The following is a 21,832-nucleotide window of genomic DNA, read 5'->3' on the forward strand; positions in this document are numbered from 1 at the left end:
CCGTGACGGACACCCTCGCCACGGGCGCGGCGCGTACCGACCGGGAACGGGTGCTGGGCCGGCGCCGGGAGCGGGTCGGCCCGGGCGGCGACCCCGTCGCGCCGGGCACTCCCGAGCCGCGCCGGCGGCCCGCCGACGACTCCGGCGTGGTGCTGGACTGCGGCTGGGGCCGGCTCGTCTTCGGGCAGACCTTCGCCGAGCAGGTCGAGGTCGCCGACGTGCTGCGCTCCGAGGCGGTCGGCGCCCGGGACATCTGCATCTACCTGCGCGACCCGCACGTGCTGGTCTCCCGCCTCCCCGACGAGTTGTTCATCGACCCGTCGCTGACCTACCGGCTGCCGCTTGGCGAGCACCGGCCGGCCGCCACCGAGAGCGGGGAGATCCCGGGGCTGGCCGTCCGGCCGCTGCGCGACGCCGGCGACGCGGACGCGGTGAACCGGATCTACGCCCGCAACGGCATGGTGACTGCGCCCGTCGAGGTGCTCGTCGACAACGCGGGCACCGACCGGTTCCTGCACCTGGTGGCGGAGGACGCCACCGGCGAGGTGGTCGGCACCATCACCGGGGTGGACCACGTCGCGGTCTTCGACGACCCGGAGAACGGCGCCAGCCTCTGGTGCCTGACCGTGGACTTCAACACCGCGCCGCCCGGCACCGGCCAGGCGCTGCTCACCGCGCTGGCCGACCGGCTCGACGCGCGCGGCCGGGCGTACGTGGACCTGTCGGTGCTGGCCGAGAACTCGGGCGCGATCCGGCTCTACGAGCGGCTCGGCTTCCACCGCACCGGGACGCTCTGCGTGAAGCGGAAGAACCCGATCAACGAGCGGCTGTTCCTGCCCGCCATGCCGGCGGGGTACGACGAGCTGAACCCGTACGCGAAGATCGTCGCGGACGAGGCGATGCGGCGCGGCATCCGGGTCGAGGTGACCGACCCGCGCTGGGGCGAGCTGCGGCTGACCAGCGGCGGCCGGACCGTGCACACCCGCGAGTCGCTGTCCGAGCTGACCTCGGCGGTGGCCATGAGCCGCTGCGACGACAAGCGGGTGACCCGGCGCATCCTCACCGAGGCCGGGCTGTCGGTGCCGCGCGGCCGGACCGCCACGGGCGACGCCGACGACCTGGCCTTCCTGGCCGACGTGGGCCCGGTGGTGGTCAAGCCGGCCCGGGGCGAGCAGGGCAACGGCATCACGGTCGGGGTACGCACCCCCGAGGCCCTGACCGCCGCGGTCGAGCTGGCCCGCCGGTTCTGCCCCGACGTGCTCATCGAGGAGCTGCGGGAGGGCGAGGACCTGCGGGTGGTCGTCATCGACCACGAGGTGGTGGCCGCGGCGGTCCGCCGGCCCGCGCAGATCACCGGGGACGGGGTGCACGACGTCACCGAGCTGATCGAGCGGCAGAGCCGCCGCCGGGCCGCCGCCACCGGCGGGGAGTCCCGGATCCCGATCGACGACATGACCCGCGAGGTGGTGGCCGAGGCCGGCCACCGGATGCACGACGTGCTCCCCGAGGGGCAGGTGCTGGCGGTCCGCCGGACCGCGAACCTGCACACCGGCGGCACCATCCACGACGTGACCGCCGAGCTGCACCCGGCCATCGCCGAGGCGTGCGTGACGGCCAGCCGGGCGCTGGACATCCCGGTCACCGGGCTGGACCTGCTGGTCCCCGCCGCCGACCGGCCGGAACACGTGTTCATCGAGGCGAACGAGCGGCCCGGCCTGGCCAACCACGAGCCGCAGCCGACCGCTGAGCGCTTCGTCGACCTGCTCTTCCCCGGCACCCGGGCGCCGCAGCGGCTCTGGTCGCCGGCCGGCACGGGAGGGGCGGCGTGAGCCCGAAGCCGCTGGAGCTCGACCTCGACTACCTGCGCCAGGTGCTGGTCGAGCTGCTGGAGATCCCCAGCCCGTCGGGGCGTACCGACCACATCCAGCAGTACGTGGGCGAGCGGCTCTCCGCGCTCGGCATCAGCTCGACGCTGACCCGGCGCGGCGCGCTGAGCGCCTGCCTGCCCGGGCCGCGGCAGACCGGCGCCGACCGGGCCATCGTGGTGCACACCGACACCATCGGCGGGATGGTGAAGCGGCTCAAGGAGAACGGCCGGCTGGAGGTCAAGCCGATCGGCACGCACAGCGCGCGGTTCGCCGAGGGCGCCCACGTGCGGATCTTCACCGACGACCTGGACCGGGTGGTCACCGGGCAGGTCCTGCCGCTGAAGGCCAGCGGGCACCGCTACAACGAGGGCGTCGACCTCCAGGGCGTCGGCTGGGAACTGGTGGAGGTCCGGGTCGACGAGCCGGTCACCGACGAAGCCGGCCTCCGGGCGCTCGGCGTCGACGCCGGCGACTTCGTCGCGCTGCTGGCCAACCCGACGATCACCCCGAGCGGGTACGTCAAGTCCCGGCACCTGGACGACAAGGCCGGGGTTGCCGCCGTGCTGACCGCGTTCAAGGCGATGGTCGACGCGGGCGTCACCCCGGCGGTCACCGCGCACCTGCTGGTCACGGTCACCGAGGAGATCGGGCACGGCGCCAGCCACGGCCTCGACCCCGACGTCGCGGAGATCGTCTCGGTGGACGCCGCGGTGGTCGCGCCCGGCCAGCAGTCCCGCGAGGACGCCGCCACGCTGGCCATGGGCGACGGGGTGGGCCCGTTCGACTACCACCTCACCCGGCACCTGGCCGCCATCGCCCGCGAGCACGGCGTCGACCTGGTCCGGGACGTCTTCGACTACTACCGCTCCGACGTGGCGGCGGCGGTCGAGGCCGGCGCGCACGCCCGGGTGGCGCTGCTCGGCTTCGGGGTGGACGCCACCCACGGGCACGAGCGCACCCACCTCGACGGGCTGCGGCACCTCGCCCAACTGCTCTGCCTCTACCTCCAGAAGCCGCTGGTCTTCCCCGAGTGGGACGCCGAGCCCGAGGGCGATCTGGCCGACTTCCCGTCGCTGGCCGTCCAGCCCGCCTCCGAGGAGGGCCCCCGCGTGGAGTGACGCCGCTGATTCCCGCTCCGGCCTGTGATCGAAATCCGTTGCCGGGCTCGCCGGGAAGTGGATAGCGTGGCGGTACACGGGAAAGGAGGTGGTCCAGACTTGTATAGCAATCGGACTCGTGAGGTGGCTGTCCGCTAGCCGCTGTCCTCGACAGTGAAACACCGTCCGCCGCGAGGCGGGCATCATGCACCATCGTCGAGACCGTGTGGCAGCGGTGCGGCGAAACCACGACAGCCACCCGACCCCCGGGGTGCCGGCCCAGTCCAGCCGGCCCGCGCGCGAGCGCGGAAGCCCCGGGGGTCGCTTCATGTGTGAGGGGGACCCGCATGTCGATGCGCGAACTGGCGGTGCTCGGCACGGCCAGCCAGGCCCCCACCCGTTACCGCAACCACAACGGCTACCTGCTGCGCTGGGACGACGAGGTGCTCCTCTTCGACCCCGGCGAGGGCAGCCAGCGGCAGATGCTGCACACCGGGATCTCCGCCACCGACCTGACCCGGATCTGCGTCACCCACTTCCACGGCGACCACTGCCTGGGCCTTCCCGGCATGATCCAGCGGCTCTCCCTGGACCGGGTCCCGCACCCGGTGGCCGTGCACTTCCCCGCCGGGGGCGCCGACTACTTCGCCCGGCTGCGCCACGCGTCGAGCTTCTACGAGACCGCCGAGCTGGCCGTCGAGCCGATCGAGGCGGACGGGCAGCGGATCGCGCTGGGCATCGGCACGCTGGAGGCCCGCCGGCTGCGGCACCCCATCGAGACGTACGGCTATCGGCTCGTCGAGCCGGACGGCTGCCGGGTGCTGCCGGAGAAGCTGTCCGCGTACGGCATCGCCGGTCCGGCCGTCGGTCAGCTCCTGCGTGACGGCCACCTGGACCTCGACGGGCGCCGCGTCACCCGGGACGAGGTGAGCGTCACCCGGCCGGGGCAGCGGTTCGCCTTCGTCATGGACACCGGGCTCTGCGACGGCGTTTGGGCCCTGGCCGAGCACGCCGACCTGCTGGTCATCGAGTCGACCTTCCTGGAGTCGGAGGCCGCCCTCGCCGCCGAGGTCGGCCACCTCACCGCCGGCCAGGCAGCCCGGGTGGCGGCCGAGTCGGGGGTACGCACGCTCGTGCTCACCCACTTCTCCCAGCGGTACGCGGACCCCCGCCGCTTCGCCGACGAGGCCCGCCAGCACTTCACCGGTGAGCTGGTGATCGCCGAGGACCTGATGACGGTTCAGGTGCCGCCCCGCCGGGTAGCCTCGGCCGGGTGACGATCTCCCTACGCCCCGCCACCGGGGCCGACCTCATGGCGGTCGGCGCCCTGCACCAGCGGTCTCGGGTCGCGGCGTACGCGTCGTTCCTGCCGGCGGACTCGCTGGCCGATCCGACCCCGGAGGCGATGGGCCGGTACTGGACGGAACGGGTGGCCTGGGAGGGCGCGGACCACCGGATGACCGTGGCCGAGCGGGACGGCCGGCTGGTCGGCTTCAGCTACCTGGGGCCGGACGACGCCGGCGACCCGGCCACCGGCCTGCTCAACGCCATCCACCTGGAGCCGGACGAGCGGGGCCGGGGCACCGGGCGGGCGCTCATGGTGGACGCCCTCGACGCCATGCGGGCCCGCGGCTGGTCCCGGGCGGCGCTCTGGGTGCTCCGGGAGAACGCGACGGCCCGCCGGTTCTACGAGCGCGGCGGCTGGACCGCCACGGGCGAGCAGCGCGACGACGTCATCGGCGCCACCGTCGTCCCCCAGCTCCGCTACGCCCGTTCGCTCTGAGCGGATCGGGGCATGGGCGTCGATGCCGGCGCGTTGGCACCGGCATGGACACCGAGCACACCGAGCGGGCGGAGGACGCCGCGCTCGACGCGTACTCCCGGGTGGTGACGGGCGTGGCCGCCCGGGTGCTGCCCAGCGTGGCCGCCCTGTCGGTGCGGACCCCTCGCGGCGCCGGCGCCGGCTCGGCCGTGGTGATCGGCCCGGACGGGCTGCTGCTCACCAGCGCCCATGTGGTGCAGGGCGCCCGGGACGGGTCGGCCGCCTTCGGCGACGGCACCGAGACCGAGTTCCGGGTGGTCGGCGCCGACCCGCTCTCCGACCTGGCGGTGCTGCGGGCGGAGCGGGCGACCGTCGAGCCCGTCGAGCTGGGCGACGCGGACCGGCTGCGGATCGGCCAGCTCGTGGTCGCGGTCGGCAACCCGCTGGGGCTGGCCGGTTCGGTCACCGCCGGGGTGGTCTCCGGCCTGGGTCGGTCGCTGCCGGCCCGGGACGGGCGGGTCACCCGGCTCATCGAGGACGTCATCCAGACCGACGCGGCGCTGAACCCGGGCAACTCCGGCGGGGCGCTTGCCGACTCGGCCGGCCGGGTCGTCGGGGTCAACACGGCGGTCGCCGGGTACGGCCTCGGGCTGGCCGTGCCGGTCAACGCCACCACCCGGCAGATCATCGCCGACCTGACCAGCGACGGCCGGGTGCGCCGGGCCTGGCTGGGCGTGGCCGGGGTGCCGGTGCCCCTGCCACCGGAGACCACCGCCCGGACCGGGCAGCGGCGCGGGCTGCGGGTGGTCGAGGTGGTGCCGGGCAGCCCGGCCGGGATGGCCGGGCTCTACCTCGGCGACGTGATCGTGGCGGCGGGTGGCCGGCCCGTGCAGGACGGCCAGGGCCTGCAACGGCTGATGCTCGGCCCGGCGATCGGCGCCCGCCTGCCCGTCACGGTGCTGCGTCGCGGCGCCTTCGTCGACGTCATCGCCGTCCCCACCGAGCTGGGGCGCTGACACGACGAGGGCCGCACCCCCGGCGGGGTGCGGCCCTCGTGTCGTCGGTCAGCGCGCGCCGAGGTGGGCGAGCAGGTCCTGCCGGGTCAGCACGCCCTTGGGCTTGCCGTCGACAAGCACCAGCGCGGCATCGGCCTTCTCCAGCAGCGCGACCGCCTCGCTCACCGGCTGGCCACCACCGATCATGGGCAGCGGGTCGGCCATGTGCCGCTCGATCGTGTCGTGCAGGTGGGCCTGGCCGGTGAACAGCGCGTCGAGCAGGTCCTTCTCGGCGATCGAGCCGGCCACCTCGCCGGTCACCACCGGCGGCTCGGCCTTGAGCACCGGGAGCTGGGAGACACCGTATTCCCGCATGTAGTCGATGGCGTCGCGGACCGTCTCGGTCGGGTGGACGTGCACCAGCTCCGGCAGGCCGCCCGGCTTGCCGCCGAGCGCGTCGGCCACCGTCGGCTCGGCGCCCGAGTTGTCCAGGAAGCCGTAGCGGGCCATCCACTGGTCGTTGAAGATCTTGGACAGGTACCCCTTGCCGCTGTCCGGCAGGAGCACCACGATCACGTCGTCCGGGCCGGCCTTGCGGGCCACCTCCAGGGCGGCCACCACGGCCATGCCGCAGGAGCCGCCGACCAGCAGCCCCTCCTCGCGGGCCAGCCGCCGGGTCATCTCGAAGGACTGCTTGTCCGAGACCTCGACGATCTCGTCGGCCACGCTCCGGTCGTAGGTCTCCGGCCAGAAGTCCTCGCCGACGCCCTCGACCAGGTAGGGCCGGCCGGTGCCGCCGGAGTAGACCGAGCCCTCCGGGTCCGCGCCGATCACCCGGACCCGCCCCTCGGACGCCTCCTTCAGGTAGCGGCCGATGCCGGAGATGGTGCCGCCGGTGCCGACGCCCGCCACGAAGTGGGTGAGCTGCCCCTCGGTCTGCCGCCACAGCTCTGGGCCGGTGGTCTCGTAGTGCGAGCGCGGGTTGGCCGGGTTGCTGTACTGGTTGGGCTTCCAGGCGCCCGGGATCTCCCGGGCCAGCCGGTCGGAGACGTTGTAGTAGGAGCGCGGGTCCTCCGGCGCCACGGCGGTCGGGCAGACCACCACCTCGGCGCCGTACGCCCGCAGCACGTCCTGCTTGTCCTGGCTGACCTTGTCGGGGCAGACGAAGACGCACTTGTAGCCCTTGAGCTGGGCGACGAGGGCCAGCCCGACGCCGGTGTTGCCGCTGGTCGGCTCGACGATCGTGCCGCCCGGCTGGAGCAGGCCCGCCTTCTCGGCGTCCTCGACCATCCGCAGCGCGATCCGGTCCTTCACCGAACCGCCCGGGTTGACGTACTCCACCTTCGCCAGCACGGTCGCCTGGATGCCCTCGGTGACGTTGCGCAGGCGGACCAGCGGGGTGTTGCCGATCAGCTCGACCACGTTGTCGTAGTACCGCACCTCGTTGTGCCCTTCGTCGCGCCGCCGTCGTGGGGCGGCCGGTAAGTCGTCAGTTCGTCGCCCAGGGTACGTGCCCTCAGGGCGCCACATGCCCCGGGATGACGGACCTGCGACGCGCCTCCCACTCCAGGAAGCGGTCGGTCTCGGCGAGCACGCTGCCGGCCAGCCAGGTGACCATCACCGCGTCGTCGGCCAGGCCGAAGATCGCCAGCGGGATCTCCGGCAGCAGGTCGATCGGCGAGACGATGTACGCCGTGGCACCGGCCATCAGGGCCAGCCGCAGGCCGCCGTCGTACTCGCCGCGGGCCGTGGCCCGGATCATCCGGGGCAGCGCCGCCAGCCGGACGCCCAGCGACGGGCCACCCCGCGCCCCGGCCGCCAGCGCCCGGGCCAACGCGGTGAACGCCGCGCTCCGCTTCAATGTCTTAGCCATCTCCTCGCCCCTCTCCGCTCGATCAGGGTGCGGTCCCGGCGCAAGCCCGCCCCTACCCGTACCGGTACCCGGAACGGTCCCGTTCCAGCCGTGGCGATCACGGGGAGAGCGGGTGTCGTGGCGGCACGATAATGTCGGTGCATGGGGGACGCTGGTTCCGTCGCGCCGGGCGGCTGGCAGCGCGCCCGGCGGATCGCCCGCCTGACGGCGATCGGCACGGGCGCCACGGTGGCGGCCACCGTCGCCACGGGCGGGGTGCTGCTCGGGCAGGCCCGCCAGGCCCGGCGCACCATCCCGATGGCCGAGGCGCCCCCGCCGCGCTGCGACGGCGTCTACGGGGCGAAGCTGCCCGGGCCGCCGGTCACCATGGTGATCCTCGGTGACTCCTCCGCCGCCGGCTACGGCGTGCACCGCCGCCGGGAGACACCGGGCGCGCTGCTGGCCACGGGGCTGTCCCGCCGGCTGCACCGGCCGGTCCGGCTGCACCGGTTCGCCGTGGTGGGCGCCCTGTCCGCCGGGCTGAAGCCGCAGGTCGAATCGGCCCTGGAGGTCGAACCGGACATCGCGGTCATCCTGGTCGGCGGCAACGACGTCACCAACCGCACCCCCCTGTCGGTGGCCGTGCGCTACCTGGTCGCCGCGGTCCGCACGCTGCGGGCCGCCGGCTGCGAGGTGGTCGTGGGCACCTGCCCCGACCTGGGCGCCATCCGGCCCATCCAGCCGCCGCTGCGCTGGCTGGCCCGGCGCTGGAGCCGCCAGCTCGCCGCCGCCCAGACGGTGGCCGTGGTGGAAGCGGGCGGCTGGACGGTCTCCCTCGGCGACCTGCTCGGCCCGCGGTTCGCCGCCGAGCCGGCCCGGATGTTCGCCTGGGACCGGTTCCACCCGTCCGCCGAGGGGTACGCGGTCGCCGCGGCGGCGCTGCTGCCCACCATGCTCTCCGCGTTGGGCGCGGGCCAGGAACGCCGGCCCTCGCTCGCCGGGGTCGAGGGCGTGCGGTCGCTGCCCGAGGCGGCCCACGAGGCGGCCCGGCACGCCGGCACCGAGGTCAGCGGCACCCGGGTCCGGGGCCGCGAGCGCGGGCCGGGTGGGCGCTGGGCGCAGCTGCGTCGGCGGGCCTTCTTCGGCGTCGGCGCGGTGCCGCAGCCCGGCGCCGCCGGCGACCCCGCCCAGCTGGAGGGACTGGCATGAGCGGGGCGGCGGGGGCATCATCAGCAGGCACAACGTGTGCCATGCTCATGTCGACGCCGTTTCGCCACGAGCAGACCGGCCCTCGGGCCGTGGGAGCTGGGGAGGTGTCGCCATGACCGAGCGTAACGAGCTCGCGGTCCGGCTCGGTCGGGCCGCCGCGCTCTCCCTGCTCGCCGGCACGGTGGGCGGGGCGGCGGTCCTCGCCGGCCAGGCCATCGCCGCCCGCAGCCGGGAGTACGCCCAGCCCGAGCTGGGCCTGGCGCTGCGCGCCACGGTCGGCCGGGCGGACGCCCCGCCGCTGCGGCTGGTGCTGCTCGGCGACTCGTCGGCGCTCGGCGTCGGCGTCGAACGCTTCGAGGAGACCATCGGCGGCCAGCTCGCCCACCTGCTGGCCGAGGGACCCACCGGCCGGCGGGTCCACCTGTCCAGCGTGGGGGTCTCCGGGTCCCGCTCCACCGATCTGGCCACCCAGGTGGCCCGGGCGCTGCTCGGCGAGCGGCCCGACGTGGCGGTGATCCTCATCGGGGCGAACGACGCCACGGGGCTGGCCCGCCCGGCCGACGCCGCGGCCTACCTCGGCTCGGCGGTGCGCCGGCTGCGCGAGGCGCACGTCGAGGTGGTCGTGGGCACCTGCCCCGACCTCGGCGCGGTCCGCGCGGTCGCGTCCCCGCTGCGCCAGGTGCTCGGCTGGTCGGGGCGGCGGATGGCGCGCGCCCAGACAGCCGCCGTGCTCGACGCCGGCGGCGGTGTCGTCGACCTGGGCACCGAGACCGGCCCGGTGTTCCGGGCGGATGCCGGCACCCTCTGCCACGACGGCTTCCACCCCTCCGCCGACGGCTACCGGGTCTGGGCGCACGCCCTGCTCCCGGCGGTCGAGGCGGCCGCCACTGTCGCCCACCGGCACCACCACTGAGCGCCGGCGGGTGACATTTCCCGCCCGCTGAGCAGCTTCCGTCGCAAGTTACTCGCGGGTTAACGTTGGTTTCATGCCGATTGAGTCGCCCCGCGACGCCGTCATCGTCGCCACCGCCCGGTCCCCCATCGGCCGCGCGATCAAGGGTTCCCTGCGGGAGGTCCGCCCGGACGACCTCGCCGCCACCATCGTCCAGGCCGCCCTCGACAAGGTCCCGGCGCTCGATCCCACCACCATCGACGACCTCTACCTGGGCTGCGGCCTGCCCGGCGGCGAGCAGGGCTTCAACATGGCCCGGGTGGTCGCCACCCTGCTGGGGCTGGACGGCCTACCCGGCGCCACGCTGACCCGCTACTGCGCCTCCTCGCTCCAGACCACCCGCATGGCGATGCACGCGATCCGGGCCGGCGAGGGCGACGTCTTCATCTCCGCCGGTGTGGAGACCGTCTCCCGGTACGCCCGGGGCAACTCGGACACCCTGCCGCCCGAGGCGCAGGCGCTGGTCGGCGGCGGGTGGGAGAACCCGCGCTTCGCCGAGGCCCGCGAGCGCTCGAAGGCCCGGGCCCAGGGCGGCGCCGAGGTGTGGACCGACCCGCGCGAGGCCGGCCAGCTCCCCGACATCTACCTGACCATGGGCCAGACGGCGGAGAACCTCGCCCAGGTCCACGACGTCACCCGCGCGGACATGGACGCGTTCGGCGTGCGCAGCCAGAACCTCGCCGAGAAGGCGATCGCGGACGGCTTCTGGGCCCGCGAGATCACCCCGGTCACCACGCCGGACGGCACCGTCGTGAGCACCGACGACGGCCCGCGCCCCGGGGTCACCCTGGAGGCGGTCGCCGGCCTGAAGCCGGTCTTCCGCCCGGACGGCCGGATCACCGCCGGCAACTGCTGCCCGCTCAACGACGGCGCCGCCGCCGTGGTGGTCATGAGCGCCGAGCGGGCGCGGGAACTGGGGCTCACGCCGCTGGCCCGGATCGTCTCCACCGGCGTCACCGCGCTCTCGCCCGAGATCATGGGCCTGGGCCCCGTCGAGGCGTCGAAGCAGGCGCTGAAGCGGGCCGGCATGACCATCGACGACGTCGACCTGGTCGAGATCAACGAGGCGTTCGCCGCCCAGGTGATCCCGTCGTACCGGCAGCTCGGCATCCCGGAGGAGAAGCTGAACGTGATGGGCGGCGCGATCGCCGTCGGCCACCCGTTCGGCATGTCCGGCGCCCGGATCACCGGCACCCTGCTCAACGCCCTGGAGTGGCACGACAAGACCATCGGTCTGGAGACCATGTGCGTCGGCGGCGGCCAGGGCATGGCCATGGTGCTCGAACGCCTGAACTGAGGTCGATTCACCGGACCGGGAGCCGGGTACGGGAGGCGCCATGGCGACCGTCGTGGAACGCGAGCGCAAGTACTCCGGCGACGAGGGATTCCGGCTGCCCGACCTGACGGGGTGCGGTGGCGTCGCGACGGCGTCCGACGCCACCGCCCTCGACCTGGACGCGGTCTACTGGGACACCGCCGACCTCCGGCTGGCCCGCAGCGGATACGCGCTGCGGCGGCGGACCGGCGGGCACGACGCGGGCTGGCACCTCAAGGTGGGCGCGGTCGGCGGAGCGCGCACCGAGCACCAGTTCCCGGCCGGTCCGGAGGACGCCGACCCGCTGGCCGAACTGGTCGCGCTCTTCCGGGGCGCGTCCCGGGGCCGGCCGGTCGCCCCGGCCGCGCGGGTCGTCACCCGCCGCCGGGAACGCCGCCTGCTGGACGCGGCCGGCCGCACCCTGGCCGAGGTGGCCGAGGACGACGTACGGGCCGAGGACCTGGTCGGCGGCGAGCGGCAGACCTGGCACGAGATCGAGGTCGAGCTGGTCGACGGCGACGAGGCGCTGCTCGACGCCGTCGACGACCGGCTGCGCGCGGCCGGCGCCCGGACCGTCCCGGTCTCGAAGTCGCACCGCGCCCTCGGCGGCCGGCTCGCCGCCACCCGCCCGGCACCCGCCGACCCGGCGGCCGCGCCCGTGGTCGACTACCTCACCGCCCAGCGCGACACGCTGATCGGCCACCACGCCGGCGCGCTCGGCGGCGACGAGGACGCCGTGCACGACATGCGGGTTGCCGTCCGCCGGCTCCGCTCCACGCTGCGGACCTTCCGCGGGCTGTGGGACCGGGCGGAGAGCGAGGGCGTACGGGCGGAGCTGCGCTGGCTGGGCGGGCAGCTCGGGCCGGTCCGGGACGTCCAGGTGATGGCCGCCCGGCTGGCCGACGCCGTCCACGCGGAACCGGACGAGCTGGTGCTCGACCCGGTCGAGGCCCGGTTCGCCGAGCGGTTCGCCGCCGACCTGGCCGCCGCCCTCGACGGGCTGCGCGCCGCGCTCGGCTCCGACCGCTACACCGACCTGCTGCGCCGGCTGGACGCGCTGGTGGAGGGGCCGACCGCGCGGGCCGTACGGCCCCGGTGGGTGACCCGCCGGGTGCGTCGCGCGGTGACCCGCTTCGACGAGCGGCTGGACCGGGCGCTGGCCGGCGGCGGGGACGACGACACCGCGCTGCACGAGGCGCGCAAGGCGGGCAAGCGGGCCCGGTACGCCGTCGAGGTGCGCCGGCCCGACGCGAAGCTGGTGGACCGGTTGAAGGACCTCCAGGACGCGCTCGGCGCGCACCAGGACTCGGTGGTGACCCGGGAGGTGCTGCGCGAGCAGGCGCTGCGCGCGTACGCCGACGGCGAGAACACCTTCACCTACGGCCTGCTGCACGCCCGCCAGGCCGCAGTGGCGGACCGGGCCGGGCCGGCGCTGGCCCGGGCGCGGGACCGGGCCCGCCGCCGGAAGGTGCGGCGCTGGCTGAAGGGCTGACCGGGGCTACAGGGCGGACCGGGTCCGGGCGACCGCGGCGGCCGCCCCGGCCAGCACCGGCTCCGGCGCGTCGGCCGCCAGCAGGTCGGCGGTGACCACCCGGAGCTGGTCGGGCAGGGCCAGGTCGCTGGGCAGACGGGGCACGTCGCGGCGCGGCTCCCCCTCGGCGTCGGCCGCCAGGTTGGCGATCTCCTGGACCAGCTTGTGCACGAGGTCGGCGCGGGACACGTTGCCGCCCTCGGCCGCCGCCGACCAGCGCGGCTGCTCCCAGTGCCCGACCTGTCGGACCAGCAGTGTCACGGCCCGGTCCAGTTCCGCTGCGCTCATCGCGGTGGATTCTACGGTCAGCGGCGGACGTAGCTGAGCAGGCGGAGGATCTGCCAGTACAGGAAGATCAGCCCGACCAGCAGCCCGAAGGCGCAGAACCAGGCGTACCGGCGGGGCAGGCCGTTGCGGGCCGACCGCTCGACCAGGTCGAAGTCGAGGACGAAGCTGAGCGCCCCGGCGATGATGGCGACCACCGAGAAGAGGTACGGCAGCCAGCCGACCCGCGCCGTGAGGCTGTAGACCTCGGCGCCCTGCCGCCCGGTGAGCAGGTAGGTGACCAGGTTGACCAGGCCGATGGCCACGATGCCGATGAGCGTGCCGAGCACCAGCCGGGCCAGCCGCGGGGTGGCCCGGATCAGCCGGGCCCGGTAGAGCAGCGCCATGCCGAGGAAGACCCCGAAGGTGCCGATCACCGCCTGCGCCACGATGCCCGGGTAGACCAGTTCGAATGCCCGGCTGGCCACCCCGAGCAGCACGCCCTGGAGCACCGCGTAGCCCGCGATGAGCGGCGGGTTGGTGATCTGCTTCAGGGAGATGACCAGCACGAGCACGAGGCTGGCCAGGGCGCTGCCGGCCAGCGCCGCGGAGATCCAGACCGCCTGCGGCACGAGCACCCAGGCCACCGCCGCGGTGACGCCGGTGAGCAGCAGCAGCCCGACCGTCCGGCTGACCACGTCGGCCACCGTCATCGTGTCGGCGGCACCTACGCCGAGCACCTGCCGCTCGGTCCGGCCCACGTCGTCCAGCCGGTCCAGCACCGGGTTGGCACTGCGCACCGCGACCTCCTCGCGCCGACGTACCCCGGCTCCCACTCTGCCCTCGGCGGCCCGGCGGCGACGGGCAAACGACGACGCCCGCCGCCGCGGGCGCGGCAGGCGGGCGTCGCAGGTCGGGCGGGGTCGGTCAGTCGTCGCCCTGGAAGTAGCTGAGCAGGCGCAGGATCTCCAGGTAGAGCCAGACGAGGCCGACCACGATGCCGAACGCGGCCGTCCAGGAGTAGCGCTGCGGGAGCCCCATCCGGACACCCTCCTCGATCTCCGCGAAGTTGAGCACGAAGCTCAGCGCGGCGACCACGATGCAGACCAGGCTGAACCCGATGGCCAGCGGGCTGCCGTCGCGGAGGTGGGTGTTGACGCCGAAGAGCGCGAGCACCAGGTTGATCAGCATGACGCCGAAGAGGCCCGCGATGATCGCCACCATGATCCGGGCGAACTTCGGCGTGGCCCGGATGATCCGCGCCTTGTAGATCATCGCCATCAGGAAGAAGACGCCGAAGGTGGCGACCACGGCCTGGAGCACGATGCCGTCGTAGAAGGTGTCGAACGTCTTGCTGACCATGCCGACGAAGACGCCCTCGACGATCGAGTACGCCACCACGAGCGCCGGGTTGGCCATCCGGGAGAACGAGATGATCAGGCCGAGGACCAGGCCGACCACCGCGGCGCCGATCCAGGCGACGCCGGTCAGGGCGTCCGGCACGAGCACCCAGGCCGCGGCGGCCGAGGCGCCCAGGATGCCGAGCATCAGCACCGTCTTGACGACCACGTCGTCGAGCGTCATGGGGGTGACGGTCGGCGGGGCCGCCGGGTAGCCGTGACCGGTCGGGTACGGCTGCTGCTGCGGGTAGGGCTGGTACTGCTGGGGATATCCGGGCTGACCGTACGGCCCGGGCTGGGCGTACCCGGCCGCCCGCTCCCGCTCAGCCGCCTGGCCGAGCCGGGCGAGCACCGGGTTCGTGGACTTCACTTCTCAGGCCTCCCTCAGGGGGTCGATGCACGTGAACGTGCCTCTCCAGGGTAAACGGGGTGGCAACGCCCTGCGCGGCGCGAAGCTGTGGGAAAGCTGAGAGTCTGGTGCCCGGGGCGGGGGTCGAACCCGCACGCCTTGCGGCAGCCGCTTTTAAGGCGGCCGTGTCTGCCGTTCCACCACCCGGGCGGGTGAACACCGGCGCGCCGACACGCGGCGGTGCAGGTCTCACCGTAGCGGCTGCGCCGCGGCCGGGCGTACCCCGAGGGGCCCGGCCGATATGGTCGAGGCCGTGACCAGCGCCGCCCGCACAGCCCCCGGGCCCGACCCCGACCAGGCACTCCGCCTCGACCCGGCGCCCCGCCCGGGCCGGGCGGCCCGGCTGCTGGCCGCCGGCCGCCGGCACCGCGCGGACCTGCTGGCCGGGCTGCTCTTCGCCGTGCTCGCCGGCTGGCTCACCCACGGGCTGTGGCCGGCGCCCGGGCAACGGGTGCTCGCCCTCAACCCGGCCGACCAGACCCTCTACGAGTGGTTCCTGGCCGCCGACTCGCGCGCCCTGTTCGGCGACTTCGGCCTGATCACCGACCGGCTCAACGCGCCGGACGGCGTCAACCTCATGACCAACACCACGGTCATCGCGCTCGGCGTGCTGCTCGCCCCGGTCACCCTCGTCCTCGGGGCGCCGGTCACCTTCGCCCTGCTGGCCGCGGCCAACCTGGCCGGCACGGCGCTGGCCTGGTACCTGCTGTTCACCCGGACGCTGCGGGCCCGCCGGCTCGCCGCCGGGCTCGGGGCGGCGCTCTGCGGCTTCGGCCCCGGCATGGTCTCGCAGAGCAACGCCCACCTGCACATGACCGCGCAGTGGCTGGTCCCGGTGATCGTCTGGCTGGTGGTCCGGCTGCTCCGGGCCGCCGACCCGGCCGGCCGGCCGTACGGCCCGGACCGCCGCCGGCTGGCCACCTCGTCGCTCGGGCTGGCCGTCACCGTCACCCTCCAGGTGTTCATCGGCGAGGAGGTGCTGTTCCTCACCGCGCTCACCCTGCTGGTCATGGCCGTCGCGTACGGGCTGGCCGACGGGGCGCTGCTGCGCCGGGCGCTGCCGGGCTTCGCCGGCGGGCTGATGTGCGCCGCCGGGCTGGCCCTGTTCGTGCTGGCGTACCCGCTGTGGCACCAGTTCGCGGGGCCGCAGGGCGTCTCCGACGGGATGTTCAGCCCGCACTACTTCTCCGCCGACCTCACCGGCTGGACCCGGCTCTCGTCGCTGTCCGTGCTGGGCGGCGACGACGCGGCCCGCCTGACCACCGGCCCGGCCGAGTTCAACACCTTCCTGGGCTGGCCGCTGCTGCTGGTCGCCGTCGGCTGCGCGCTCTGGCTGGGCCGGCGCGCCCTGGTGGTCGCCTGCCTCGCGGGGGCGCTGGTCATGGCGGCGCTGTCGCTCGGCCCCGAAGTGGTGGTCGGCGGGGAGCGGACCGGGGTGCCCGGCCCGTACGCCCTGCTCGCCGGGTTCCCGGTGGTCGACGGCGCGCTGCCGACGCGGTTCGGCCTGGCGGTGCTGCCGCTGGTCGGTACGGTGCTCACCCTGGCCGTGCACCGCGCGCTGGGCGAGCGGGGACGGGCCCGGCGGCTGGTCCCCCTCGCGGTCGGCGCGGCCCTGCTCAGCGTCTTCCCCGTGCCGCTGCCCACCACCGACCGGCCGCCGCTGCCCGAGTTCGTCACCGGCGGGCACTGGCGGCAGTGCGTACGCCCCGGCGGGGTGCTCGTGCCGGTGCCCACGGCCACCCCGAAGGATCCGTGGCCGATGCGCTGGGGCACCGCGGCCGACGCCGCCTTCGGCATGCCGGAGGGCTTCTTCATCGGCCCGTACGGCCGCAACGGCTCGGCCACCATGGGCACGTACCAGCGCCCCACGTCCGCGCTGCTGGCCGACGTGGCCAGGCGGGGGGTGGCGCCGGCCGTCGGTGACCGGCAGCGCCGGCAGGCCGCCCGGGACATCGAGTTCTGGGGCGCCTCCTGCGTGGCGCTGACCGACGACGCGCCGCACGCGGAGACCCTGCGCCGCACCCTCGAACAGCTCTTCGGGCCGGGCACCCGGATCGCCGACGCCTGGACCTGGCGGTTCTGAGCCCGGAAACGGCGAAGGGCCCCTCCCGTACGGGAAGGGCCCTTTCCGGTCGTCTCAGACGCGCGCGCCGACCGGCGGCGCGGACGCCTCGGCGAACTCCTCGCGCGGGTCGTGCAGCTGGCCCAGGGCGACCACCTCGCGCTTGAGGACGAACGCCAGCGTCCAGTCGACCACGACCCGGACCTTGCGGTTGAACGACGGGATCCGCGACATGTGGTACGTGCGGTGCATGAACCAGGCCGGCCAGCCGGTCATCTTCACGCCGTAGACCTGCGCCACGCCCTTGTGCAGGCCGAGGCTGGCCACGCTGCCGACGTGCTTGTGCTTGTAGTTGACCGGCTCGCGCCCGCGGATCACGTTCGCGATGTTGTCGGCCATCCGGGCGGCCTGCCGCACCGCGTGCTGCGCGCTCGGCGAGCAGAAGTTGCCCGGCTCCTTGGTCAGGTCCGGCACCGCGGCACAGTCACCGGCGCTCCACGCGCCCTCGACCACCCGGTCACCGTCCACGATCTGGAGGGTGGGCAGGCAGGTGACCCGGCGCCGCTCGTCGCGCGGGAAGTCCGTCGCGTCCAGCATCGGCGACGGCTTCACGCCGGCCGTCCAGACGATCGTGTCGGACGGGAAGACCGAACCGTCGGAGAGCTTCGCCACCCCGTCGACGCAGGACTCCAGCCGGGTGTCCAGCCGGATGTCCATGTTCCGCTTGAGCAGCTGCTGCACCGTGTAGGCGCCCATGTCCCGGTCGACCTCGGGCAGCACCCGCTGGGTGGCTTCGACCAGCACCCAGCGCATGTCGTCCGGCTTCAGCTCCGGGTAGTAGCGCAGCGCGTCCCGGGCCATGTCCTCCATCTCGGCGAGCGCCTCGATGCCGGCGTAACCGCCGCCGACGAAGACGAAGGTCAGCGCGCGGCTGCGAACCTCGGGGTCGGTGGTGGCGGCCGCCACGTCCAGCCGGTCCAGCACGTGGTTGCGCAGGAAGATGGCCTCACCGATGGTCTTGAACCCGATGCCGTGTTCGTGCAGGCCGGGGATCGGGAGGGTGCGGGAGACCGATCCGGGGGCGACCACGACGTGGTCGTACTGGATCTCGCGGGTCGGGCCGCTGATCGGCTGCACGACGGCGGTCAGGCGGTCGTGGTCGATCCGGGTGACCGTGCCGGCCACGACCTTGCACTTGCGCAACTCCCGCCGCAGCGGCACCACAGCGTGCCGCGGGGAGATGTTGCCCGCCGAAGCCTCCGGGAGGAACGGCTGGTAGGTCATGTGCGGCTGCGGGTCGACGACGATGACCTCGGCCTCACGGGAGCTCAGCTTCTTGGACAGGCGCAGAGCGGCGTACAGGCCCACGTGCCCGGCACCCACGACAAGGATCCGCTTCGGATTCACGTCATCTATCTTTCCCCGGGGGCCTCGGCTAATCCCGATCGAGACCCCGTTCTGTGACGGAGCACAACCCCTGTGACCTGCGCAACTTTGCGCGGCGTCCCGCTATCTGCGACGCAGGAGCCAGGCCAGGAGGCCGCTGACGCCCACCGCGACCAGCAGCCCCACCACGGTCGCCACCTGCGACCCGGCGTCCCCGCCGGCCCCACCGAGCGAAGCCAGCACGATGCCGAGCACGGCGCCGGCCAGCACCACCCCGCCGGCCCGGGCCAGCCAGCGCAGCACCAGGTCGGGGTCGACCACCGCGTCGTAGGGCAGCAGGGCGGCCAGCGCGCAGAGGGTGTGCGCCAGATAGAGCAGGGTGGCCACGGCGAGCAGCCGCCACAACGCCGGCGGCCGGTCGAAGCCCAGCGTGGCGAGCAGCCAGCCGCCCACGGTCACCAGCGCCGCGAAGGTCGGCCAGAGCCGGCGCGGACCGACCGCCGGCAGCACCGCCACCACCGTGAGGGCCAGCAGCGACCGCGGCGTGAAGGCCTGCGCCGGGTACGCGACCAGGAAACCGACCAGCACCGCGAAGAAGATGCCGGCCCGCACCAGCAGCGGCGTCGGGCTGACCCGCCCCACCGCGTACCGGAGCGCCCGCACGCGCTCGGTCATCCCCTCGACGAGGTCGTTCATCGGCGCCACTCTTCGTTCGCGACTGCGGGACTCCGCTCCGCTGCGTTCCTCGCGCTCACCGCATGCCCGCCTTCGGGGCCGTCGCCAGGCGTGCCACGTCGCGCAGCACCTGGTCGAGGCTGCCGGCGCCGGCCCAGCGCACCACCGGCACGCCGTGCTCGCGGAGCTGACCGATCATCGTGGCGCGGTCCAGCCGCCACAGCCGGTACGCCACCTCGGCCCAGCCCCGGTCCTTCGGCACCGGCAGCTCGGCCGGCAGGGTGTCCACCGCGACCACGAACCGCCCGCCCCTGGCCATCCGGGCCAGCATCTGCGCCGACCGCTCGTCCAGCAGCGGTGTGAGCACCACCACGAGCGCGTCGGAGGAGAGCAGCTGCGGGCCGAAGACCTGGTCGTACGGCTCGTGCGGGGAGGACTCGGCCTTGACGTCGAGCAGCCACTCCAGCACGGTCAGGTACTGCCGCCGGCCGGTGGCCGGGCGCAGCCGGCGGGCCGCCGGACCGTATTCCAGCAGCGCTACCCGGTCACCGCGGTGCAGGTAGTGCTCGGCGATCGCGGCGGCCGCCCGGACTGTGGTGTCCAACACGGACGCCGGGCCGCGTACGCCGCCGGAGCGGCCCGCCTCGGCCAGCACGTCGAGCAGCACCACCACCTCGGCGTCCCGGTCGGAGAGGGTGGCCGCCACGTGCAGCTGGCGGGCCCGCAGCGAGACCCGCCAGTCGATCCGGCGCAGCCGGTCCCCGGGCGCGAAGACGCGGACCCCGGCCAGCTCGCCGCCCTCCCCCGGCCGGCGCGAGTGGTGCGCGCCGACCAGACCGGCGGCCCGGGGCATCGCCTCCACCGCCTCGAACGGCTCGGTCATCGGGTAGACCCGCGTCCGGACCGCGTCGGTGACCACGGCCCGCGACACGAGCAGCCCGTCCGCGGCGGCCACCCGGGCGCCGGCCGGGCCGATCGGGTGCCGCCCCCAGCGCAGCGCCGTCCCGGTCAGCTCCAGGTCGACGGCGGAGCCGGACGGCACCGAGGTCACGAAGGGCCGGTCGGCGCCGCCGGAACGGCTCACGTCCACCCCGGACCCGCCGAAGCCGACCTTCTCCACCCGCAGCCAGCGCGACATCCGGGTCCGCACCACCGCCACGTCGTAGGAGACGGTGTCCGGGTTGGCCACCGCCACGGTGGCGGCCATCGGCGCGCCCTCGACCAGGTGCGTGTCCCCGACGCCGATCTCCAGTTCGGGCAGCGCGGTGGGCCGGCGGCGCAGCGCGTACGCGGTGCCCAGCGCGAACGGCGTGGCCAGCACGACCAGGTCGATCCGGCCGAGCAGCACCGCCGCGACCAGCAGCAGGCCGGTGAGCAGCACGGCACGGCCGAGCGCCCAGGTGGGCGCCCAGCCGCTCGCCGGTTCCTGTCGGTCGGTCATCAGCGCCCGACGGGTCCGGCCGCGTAGCTGGGCAGCGCGCCGCTGGCGGGGGCGGGCGTGGACTCCAGCACCTCACCGACCACGAAGGACGGATCGACCCGGCGCAGCCACATCTCCGGGCGCAGGGTGATCCGGTGCGCCAGCGCGGGCACCGCCACCGCCTTGACGTCCTCCGGCACCACGTAGTCGCGGTTGGCGAGCACCGCGCGTACCCGGGACAGCAGCAGCAGCGCCAGCGAGCCGCGCGGCGACGCGCCGACCAGTGCGGACGGGTGCTCGCGGGTGGCCGCGGTCAGCGCCACGACGTACCGGCCGATCGAGTCCTCGACGACCACGTCCTCCAGCGCGGCCTGCATGGCGCGCAGCGTGGCGGCGTCCACCACCGGCTTGATCTCGGCCTCCTCGCGGCGGCGGGCGATACGCCGTTGCAGCACCTCCCACTCCTCGTCGTGGTTCGGGTAGCCGAACGAGACCCGGAGCAGGAACCGGTCGAGCTGGGCCTCGGGCAGCGGGTAGGTGCCCTCGTACTCGATCGGGTTGGCGGTGGCGAGCACGTGGAACGGCTCGTCCAGCCGGTAGGTGACGCCCTCGACCGAGACCTGCTTCTCCTGCATCGCCTCCAGCAGCGCCGACTGGGTCTTCGGCGGGGTCCGGTTGATCTCGTCGGCGAGCAGCAGGTTGGTGAAGACCGGGCCGGCGCGGAACGAGAAGTCGCCGCTGCGCTGGTCGTAGAGGAAGGAGCCGGTGACGTCGGCGGGGAGCAGGTCCGGGGTGAACTGGAGGCGCCGGAAGTCCAGCCCCAGGGCCTGCGCGAACGAGCGCGCGGTGAGCGTCTTGCCCAGGCCGGGCAGATCCTCCAGCAGCACGTGGCCGCCGGCCAGGATGCCGGCCAGGACCAGCTCCAGCGCCTCCCGCTTGCCGACCACGACGGTGCCGACCGCGTCCAGCACCGCGCGGGCCAGCCGGCCGACCTCGGCGGGGGGCATGCTCCGGTCCACGTCGTTCATGACAGCTTCTCCAGTTCGGCGACGATCGCCGCGAGGTCGCGCGGCGTCGGGGGGCGGCGGGCGGGGGTGCCGAGGAACGTCCACAGCCGCTCGCCCAGCAGGGCGCGGGCACGGGCCGGATCGGACTCACGGGTGACACCGTGCTTCTGGCGCAACCGCTCGTCGGCCAGCTCGCCGAGGCGGGGCAGCACCCGCTCGGTGAACCGTTCCCGGTTGTCGGAGCACCAGTCCAGCGGGCGTTCCCACCCGTTGATGGCGTCACGGAGCGCGTCCCGGGCGGCCCAGTTCCAGGTGCCGGGCTCCTCGCCGGCCGGGGCACGGCCGCCGGCCCGGGGCGGCGGCGGGGGCGACAGCGCGGCGGTGACCCGGCGGACGGCGAGCACGGCGAGCACGCCCGCCACGATGATCCAGAGCGAGACCTGGAGGCCGACCGCGCGCAGCCCGACGACGACCACCACCACGATCGCGGCGGTGACCGCCAGGGTCCGCAGCACCCAGCGCGCCCGCCCGCCGCCCGGCCGGGGCGCCTGCTCGGCGGGCTCCTCGGCGAACGAGAGCAGGTCGTCGATGCTGGTGCTCATGGCGTCATCTTCGTTCGCGACTGCGG

20 protein-coding genes and 1 tRNA gene are annotated in these 21,832 nt (G+C 74.6%); 10 read left to right on the forward strand and 11 right to left on the reverse strand.

The genetic code is table 11. The features are described from left to right. Window positions 1-2 precede the first annotated feature (2 nt). The 5 genes from ngg (at window position 3) to NLX85_RS07210 (ending at window position 5,743) form a co-directional block, all read left to right on the forward strand. Window positions 3-1,829 (forward strand): N-acetylglutaminylglutamine synthetase, encoded by a 1,827-nt coding sequence (gene ngg / locus NLX85_RS07190; protein WP_254332530.1) that lies wholly within the window; start codon window positions 3-5, stop codon window positions 1,827-1,829. Beyond that, window positions 1,826-2,986, forward strand: coding sequence for an osmoprotectant NAGGN system M42 family peptidase (locus NLX85_RS07195; protein WP_254332532.1), 1,161 nt, complete (start codon window positions 1,826-1,828; stop codon window positions 2,984-2,986). The genes ngg and NLX85_RS07195 overlap by 4 nt, the downstream gene beginning before the upstream one ends. 326 nt (window positions 2,987-3,312) lie before the next feature. Beyond that, entirely contained in the window at window positions 3,313-4,242 is a 930-nt protein-coding gene (locus tag NLX85_RS07200) for a ribonuclease Z (protein ID WP_254332534.1), read from the forward strand. After that, window positions 4,239-4,748, forward strand: a complete 510-nt coding sequence (locus NLX85_RS07205) for a GNAT family N-acetyltransferase (RefSeq protein ID WP_254332536.1) — start codon at window positions 4,239-4,241, stop codon at window positions 4,746-4,748. Before NLX85_RS07200 ends, NLX85_RS07205 begins: the two co-directional genes overlap by 4 nt. 44 nt (window positions 4,749-4,792) lie before the next feature. After that, window positions 4,793-5,743: a S1C family serine protease gene (locus tag NLX85_RS07210; RefSeq protein WP_254332538.1), complete on the forward strand. Its 951-nt coding sequence runs from the start codon at window positions 4,793-4,795 to the stop codon at window positions 5,741-5,743. A 48-nt stretch (window positions 5,744-5,791) separates the two neighbouring features. Here the strand turns inward: NLX85_RS07210 and NLX85_RS07215 are convergent, their stop codons facing one another. Together NLX85_RS07215 and NLX85_RS07220 are read right to left on the reverse strand one after the other, a co-directional pair. Then, window positions 5,792-7,162 (reverse strand): cystathionine beta-synthase, encoded by a 1,371-nt coding sequence (locus tag NLX85_RS07215; protein WP_254332545.1) that lies wholly within the window; start codon window positions 7,160-7,162, stop codon window positions 5,792-5,794. Window positions 7,163-7,238: 76 nt separating this feature from the next. Beyond that, window positions 7,239-7,595 (reverse strand): YkvA family protein, encoded by a 357-nt coding sequence (locus NLX85_RS07220; RefSeq protein WP_254332548.1) that lies wholly within the window; start codon window positions 7,593-7,595, stop codon window positions 7,239-7,241. A gap of 141 nt (window positions 7,596-7,736) precedes the next feature. On the opposite strand from NLX85_RS07220, the gene NLX85_RS07225 reads away from it, so the two are divergent. From NLX85_RS07225 to NLX85_RS07240, 4 genes are all read left to right on the forward strand, one after another. Further along, entirely contained in the window at window positions 7,737-8,783 is a 1,047-nt protein-coding gene (locus tag NLX85_RS07225; RefSeq protein WP_254332550.1) for an SGNH/GDSL hydrolase family protein, read from the forward strand. 112 nt (window positions 8,784-8,895) lie between these two features. Next, window positions 8,896-9,696: an SGNH/GDSL hydrolase family protein gene (locus NLX85_RS07230; protein WP_254332552.1), complete on the forward strand. Its 801-nt coding sequence runs from the start codon at window positions 8,896-8,898 to the stop codon at window positions 9,694-9,696. A gap of 73 nt (window positions 9,697-9,769) precedes the next feature. Continuing rightward, the gene (locus NLX85_RS07235; protein ID WP_254332554.1) at window positions 9,770-11,032 is read left to right on the forward strand and encodes an acetyl-CoA C-acetyltransferase; all 1,263 of its coding nucleotides are present in this window, start codon (window positions 9,770-9,772) and stop codon (window positions 11,030-11,032) included. 40 nt (window positions 11,033-11,072) lie between these two features. Next, on the forward strand, window positions 11,073-12,542 hold the full coding sequence (locus NLX85_RS07240) for a CYTH and CHAD domain-containing protein (protein WP_254332556.1): 1,470 nt from the start codon (window positions 11,073-11,075) through the stop codon (window positions 12,540-12,542). Window positions 12,543-12,548: 6 nt separating this feature from the next. Here NLX85_RS07240 and NLX85_RS07245 read toward each other — a convergent pair whose 3' ends face one another. From NLX85_RS07245 to NLX85_RS07260, 4 genes are all read right to left on the reverse strand, one after another. Continuing rightward, entirely contained in the window at window positions 12,549-12,869 is a 321-nt protein-coding gene (locus NLX85_RS07245; protein ID WP_254332558.1) for a hypothetical protein, read from the reverse strand. A 17-nt stretch (window positions 12,870-12,886) separates the two neighbouring features. Continuing rightward, window positions 12,887-13,645, reverse strand: a complete 759-nt coding sequence (locus tag NLX85_RS07250) for a Bax inhibitor-1/YccA family protein (RefSeq protein WP_254332566.1) — start codon at window positions 13,643-13,645, stop codon at window positions 12,887-12,889. 127 nt (window positions 13,646-13,772) lie between these two features. Continuing rightward, on the reverse strand, window positions 13,773-14,615 hold the full coding sequence (locus tag NLX85_RS07255; RefSeq protein ID WP_254332568.1) for a Bax inhibitor-1/YccA family protein: 843 nt from the start codon (window positions 14,613-14,615) through the stop codon (window positions 13,773-13,775). A 105-nt stretch (window positions 14,616-14,720) separates the two neighbouring features. Then, a tRNA-Leu gene (locus tag NLX85_RS07260) sits at window positions 14,721-14,804 on the reverse strand. Between the two features lie 103 nt (window positions 14,805-14,907). On the opposite strand from NLX85_RS07260, the gene NLX85_RS07265 reads away from it, so the two are divergent. Beyond that, entirely contained in the window at window positions 14,908-16,737 is a 1,830-nt protein-coding gene (locus NLX85_RS07265; protein ID WP_254332570.1) for a hypothetical protein, read from the forward strand. A 54-nt stretch (window positions 16,738-16,791) separates the two neighbouring features. Here the strand turns inward: NLX85_RS07265 and NLX85_RS07270 are convergent, their stop codons facing one another. The 5 genes from NLX85_RS07270 to NLX85_RS07290 all read right to left on the reverse strand — a co-directional run bounded on the left by NLX85_RS07270 (window position 16,792) and on the right by NLX85_RS07290 (window position 21,806). Next, the gene (locus NLX85_RS07270) at window positions 16,792-18,123 is read right to left on the reverse strand and encodes an NAD(P)/FAD-dependent oxidoreductase (protein WP_254332572.1); all 1,332 of its coding nucleotides are present in this window, start codon (window positions 18,121-18,123) and stop codon (window positions 16,792-16,794) included. 102 nt (window positions 18,124-18,225) lie between these two features. Beyond that, the gene (locus NLX85_RS07275) at window positions 18,226-18,798 is read right to left on the reverse strand and encodes a hypothetical protein (RefSeq protein WP_254332574.1); all 573 of its coding nucleotides are present in this window, start codon (window positions 18,796-18,798) and stop codon (window positions 18,226-18,228) included. A gap of 55 nt (window positions 18,799-18,853) precedes the next feature. Continuing rightward, window positions 18,854-20,218 carry a DUF58 domain-containing protein gene (locus NLX85_RS07280; protein ID WP_254332576.1) on the reverse strand — a complete coding sequence of 455 codons (1,365 nt, stop codon included), beginning with the start codon at window positions 20,216-20,218 and terminating at the stop codon, window positions 18,854-18,856. After that, complete coding sequence (locus NLX85_RS07285) at window positions 20,218-21,225, reverse strand: MoxR family ATPase (protein ID WP_254332579.1); 1,008 nt, start codon at window positions 21,223-21,225, stop codon at window positions 20,218-20,220. The genes NLX85_RS07280 and NLX85_RS07285 overlap by 1 nt, the downstream gene beginning before the upstream one ends. Continuing rightward, window positions 21,222-21,806 (reverse strand): hypothetical protein, encoded by a 585-nt coding sequence (locus NLX85_RS07290; protein WP_254332581.1) that lies wholly within the window; start codon window positions 21,804-21,806, stop codon window positions 21,222-21,224. Before NLX85_RS07290 ends, NLX85_RS07285 begins: the two co-directional genes overlap by 4 nt. Window positions 21,807-21,832: the final 26 nt, after the last annotated feature.

The sequence above is a fragment of the Micromonospora sp. A3M-1-15 genome (genome assembly GCF_024213425.1).
Classification (GTDB): Bacteria; Actinomycetota; Actinomycetes; order Mycobacteriales; family Micromonosporaceae; genus Micromonospora; species Micromonospora chersina.

Bases quoted from the DNA above. Each gene is read 5' to 3' on its own strand.
- NLX85_RS07235 (WP_254332554.1), top strand. From the start codon at position 9,770: ATGCCGATTGAGTCGCCCCGCGACGCCGTCATCGTCGCCACCGCCCGG.
- NLX85_RS07230 (WP_254332552.1), top strand. From the start codon at position 8,896: ATGACCGAGCGTAACGAGCTCGCGGTCCGGCTCGGTCGGGCCGCCGCG.
- NLX85_RS07245 (WP_254332558.1), bottom strand. From the start codon at position 12,869: ATGAGCGCAGCGGAACTGGACCGGGCCGTGACACTGCTGGTCCGACAG.
- NLX85_RS07225 (WP_254332550.1), top strand. From the start codon at position 7,737: ATGGGGGACGCTGGTTCCGTCGCGCCGGGCGGCTGGCAGCGCGCCCGG.
- NLX85_RS07290 (WP_254332581.1), bottom strand. From the start codon at position 21,806: ATGAGCACCAGCATCGACGACCTGCTCTCGTTCGCCGAGGAGCCCGCC.
- NLX85_RS07210 (WP_254332538.1), top strand. From the start codon at position 4,793: ATGGACACCGAGCACACCGAGCGGGCGGAGGACGCCGCGCTCGACGCG.
- NLX85_RS07275 (WP_254332574.1), bottom strand. From the start codon at position 18,798: ATGAACGACCTCGTCGAGGGGATGACCGAGCGCGTGCGGGCGCTCCGG.
- NLX85_RS07220 (WP_254332548.1), bottom strand. From the start codon at position 7,595: ATGGCTAAGACATTGAAGCGGAGCGCGGCGTTCACCGCGTTGGCCCGG.
- NLX85_RS07240 (WP_254332556.1), top strand. From the start codon at position 11,073: ATGGCGACCGTCGTGGAACGCGAGCGCAAGTACTCCGGCGACGAGGGA.
- NLX85_RS07200 (WP_254332534.1), top strand. From the start codon at position 3,313: ATGTCGATGCGCGAACTGGCGGTGCTCGGCACGGCCAGCCAGGCCCCC.
- NLX85_RS07285 (WP_254332579.1), bottom strand. From the start codon at position 21,225: ATGAACGACGTGGACCGGAGCATGCCCCCCGCCGAGGTCGGCCGGCTG.
- NLX85_RS07280 (WP_254332576.1), bottom strand. From the start codon at position 20,218: ATGACCGACCGACAGGAACCGGCGAGCGGCTGGGCGCCCACCTGGGCG.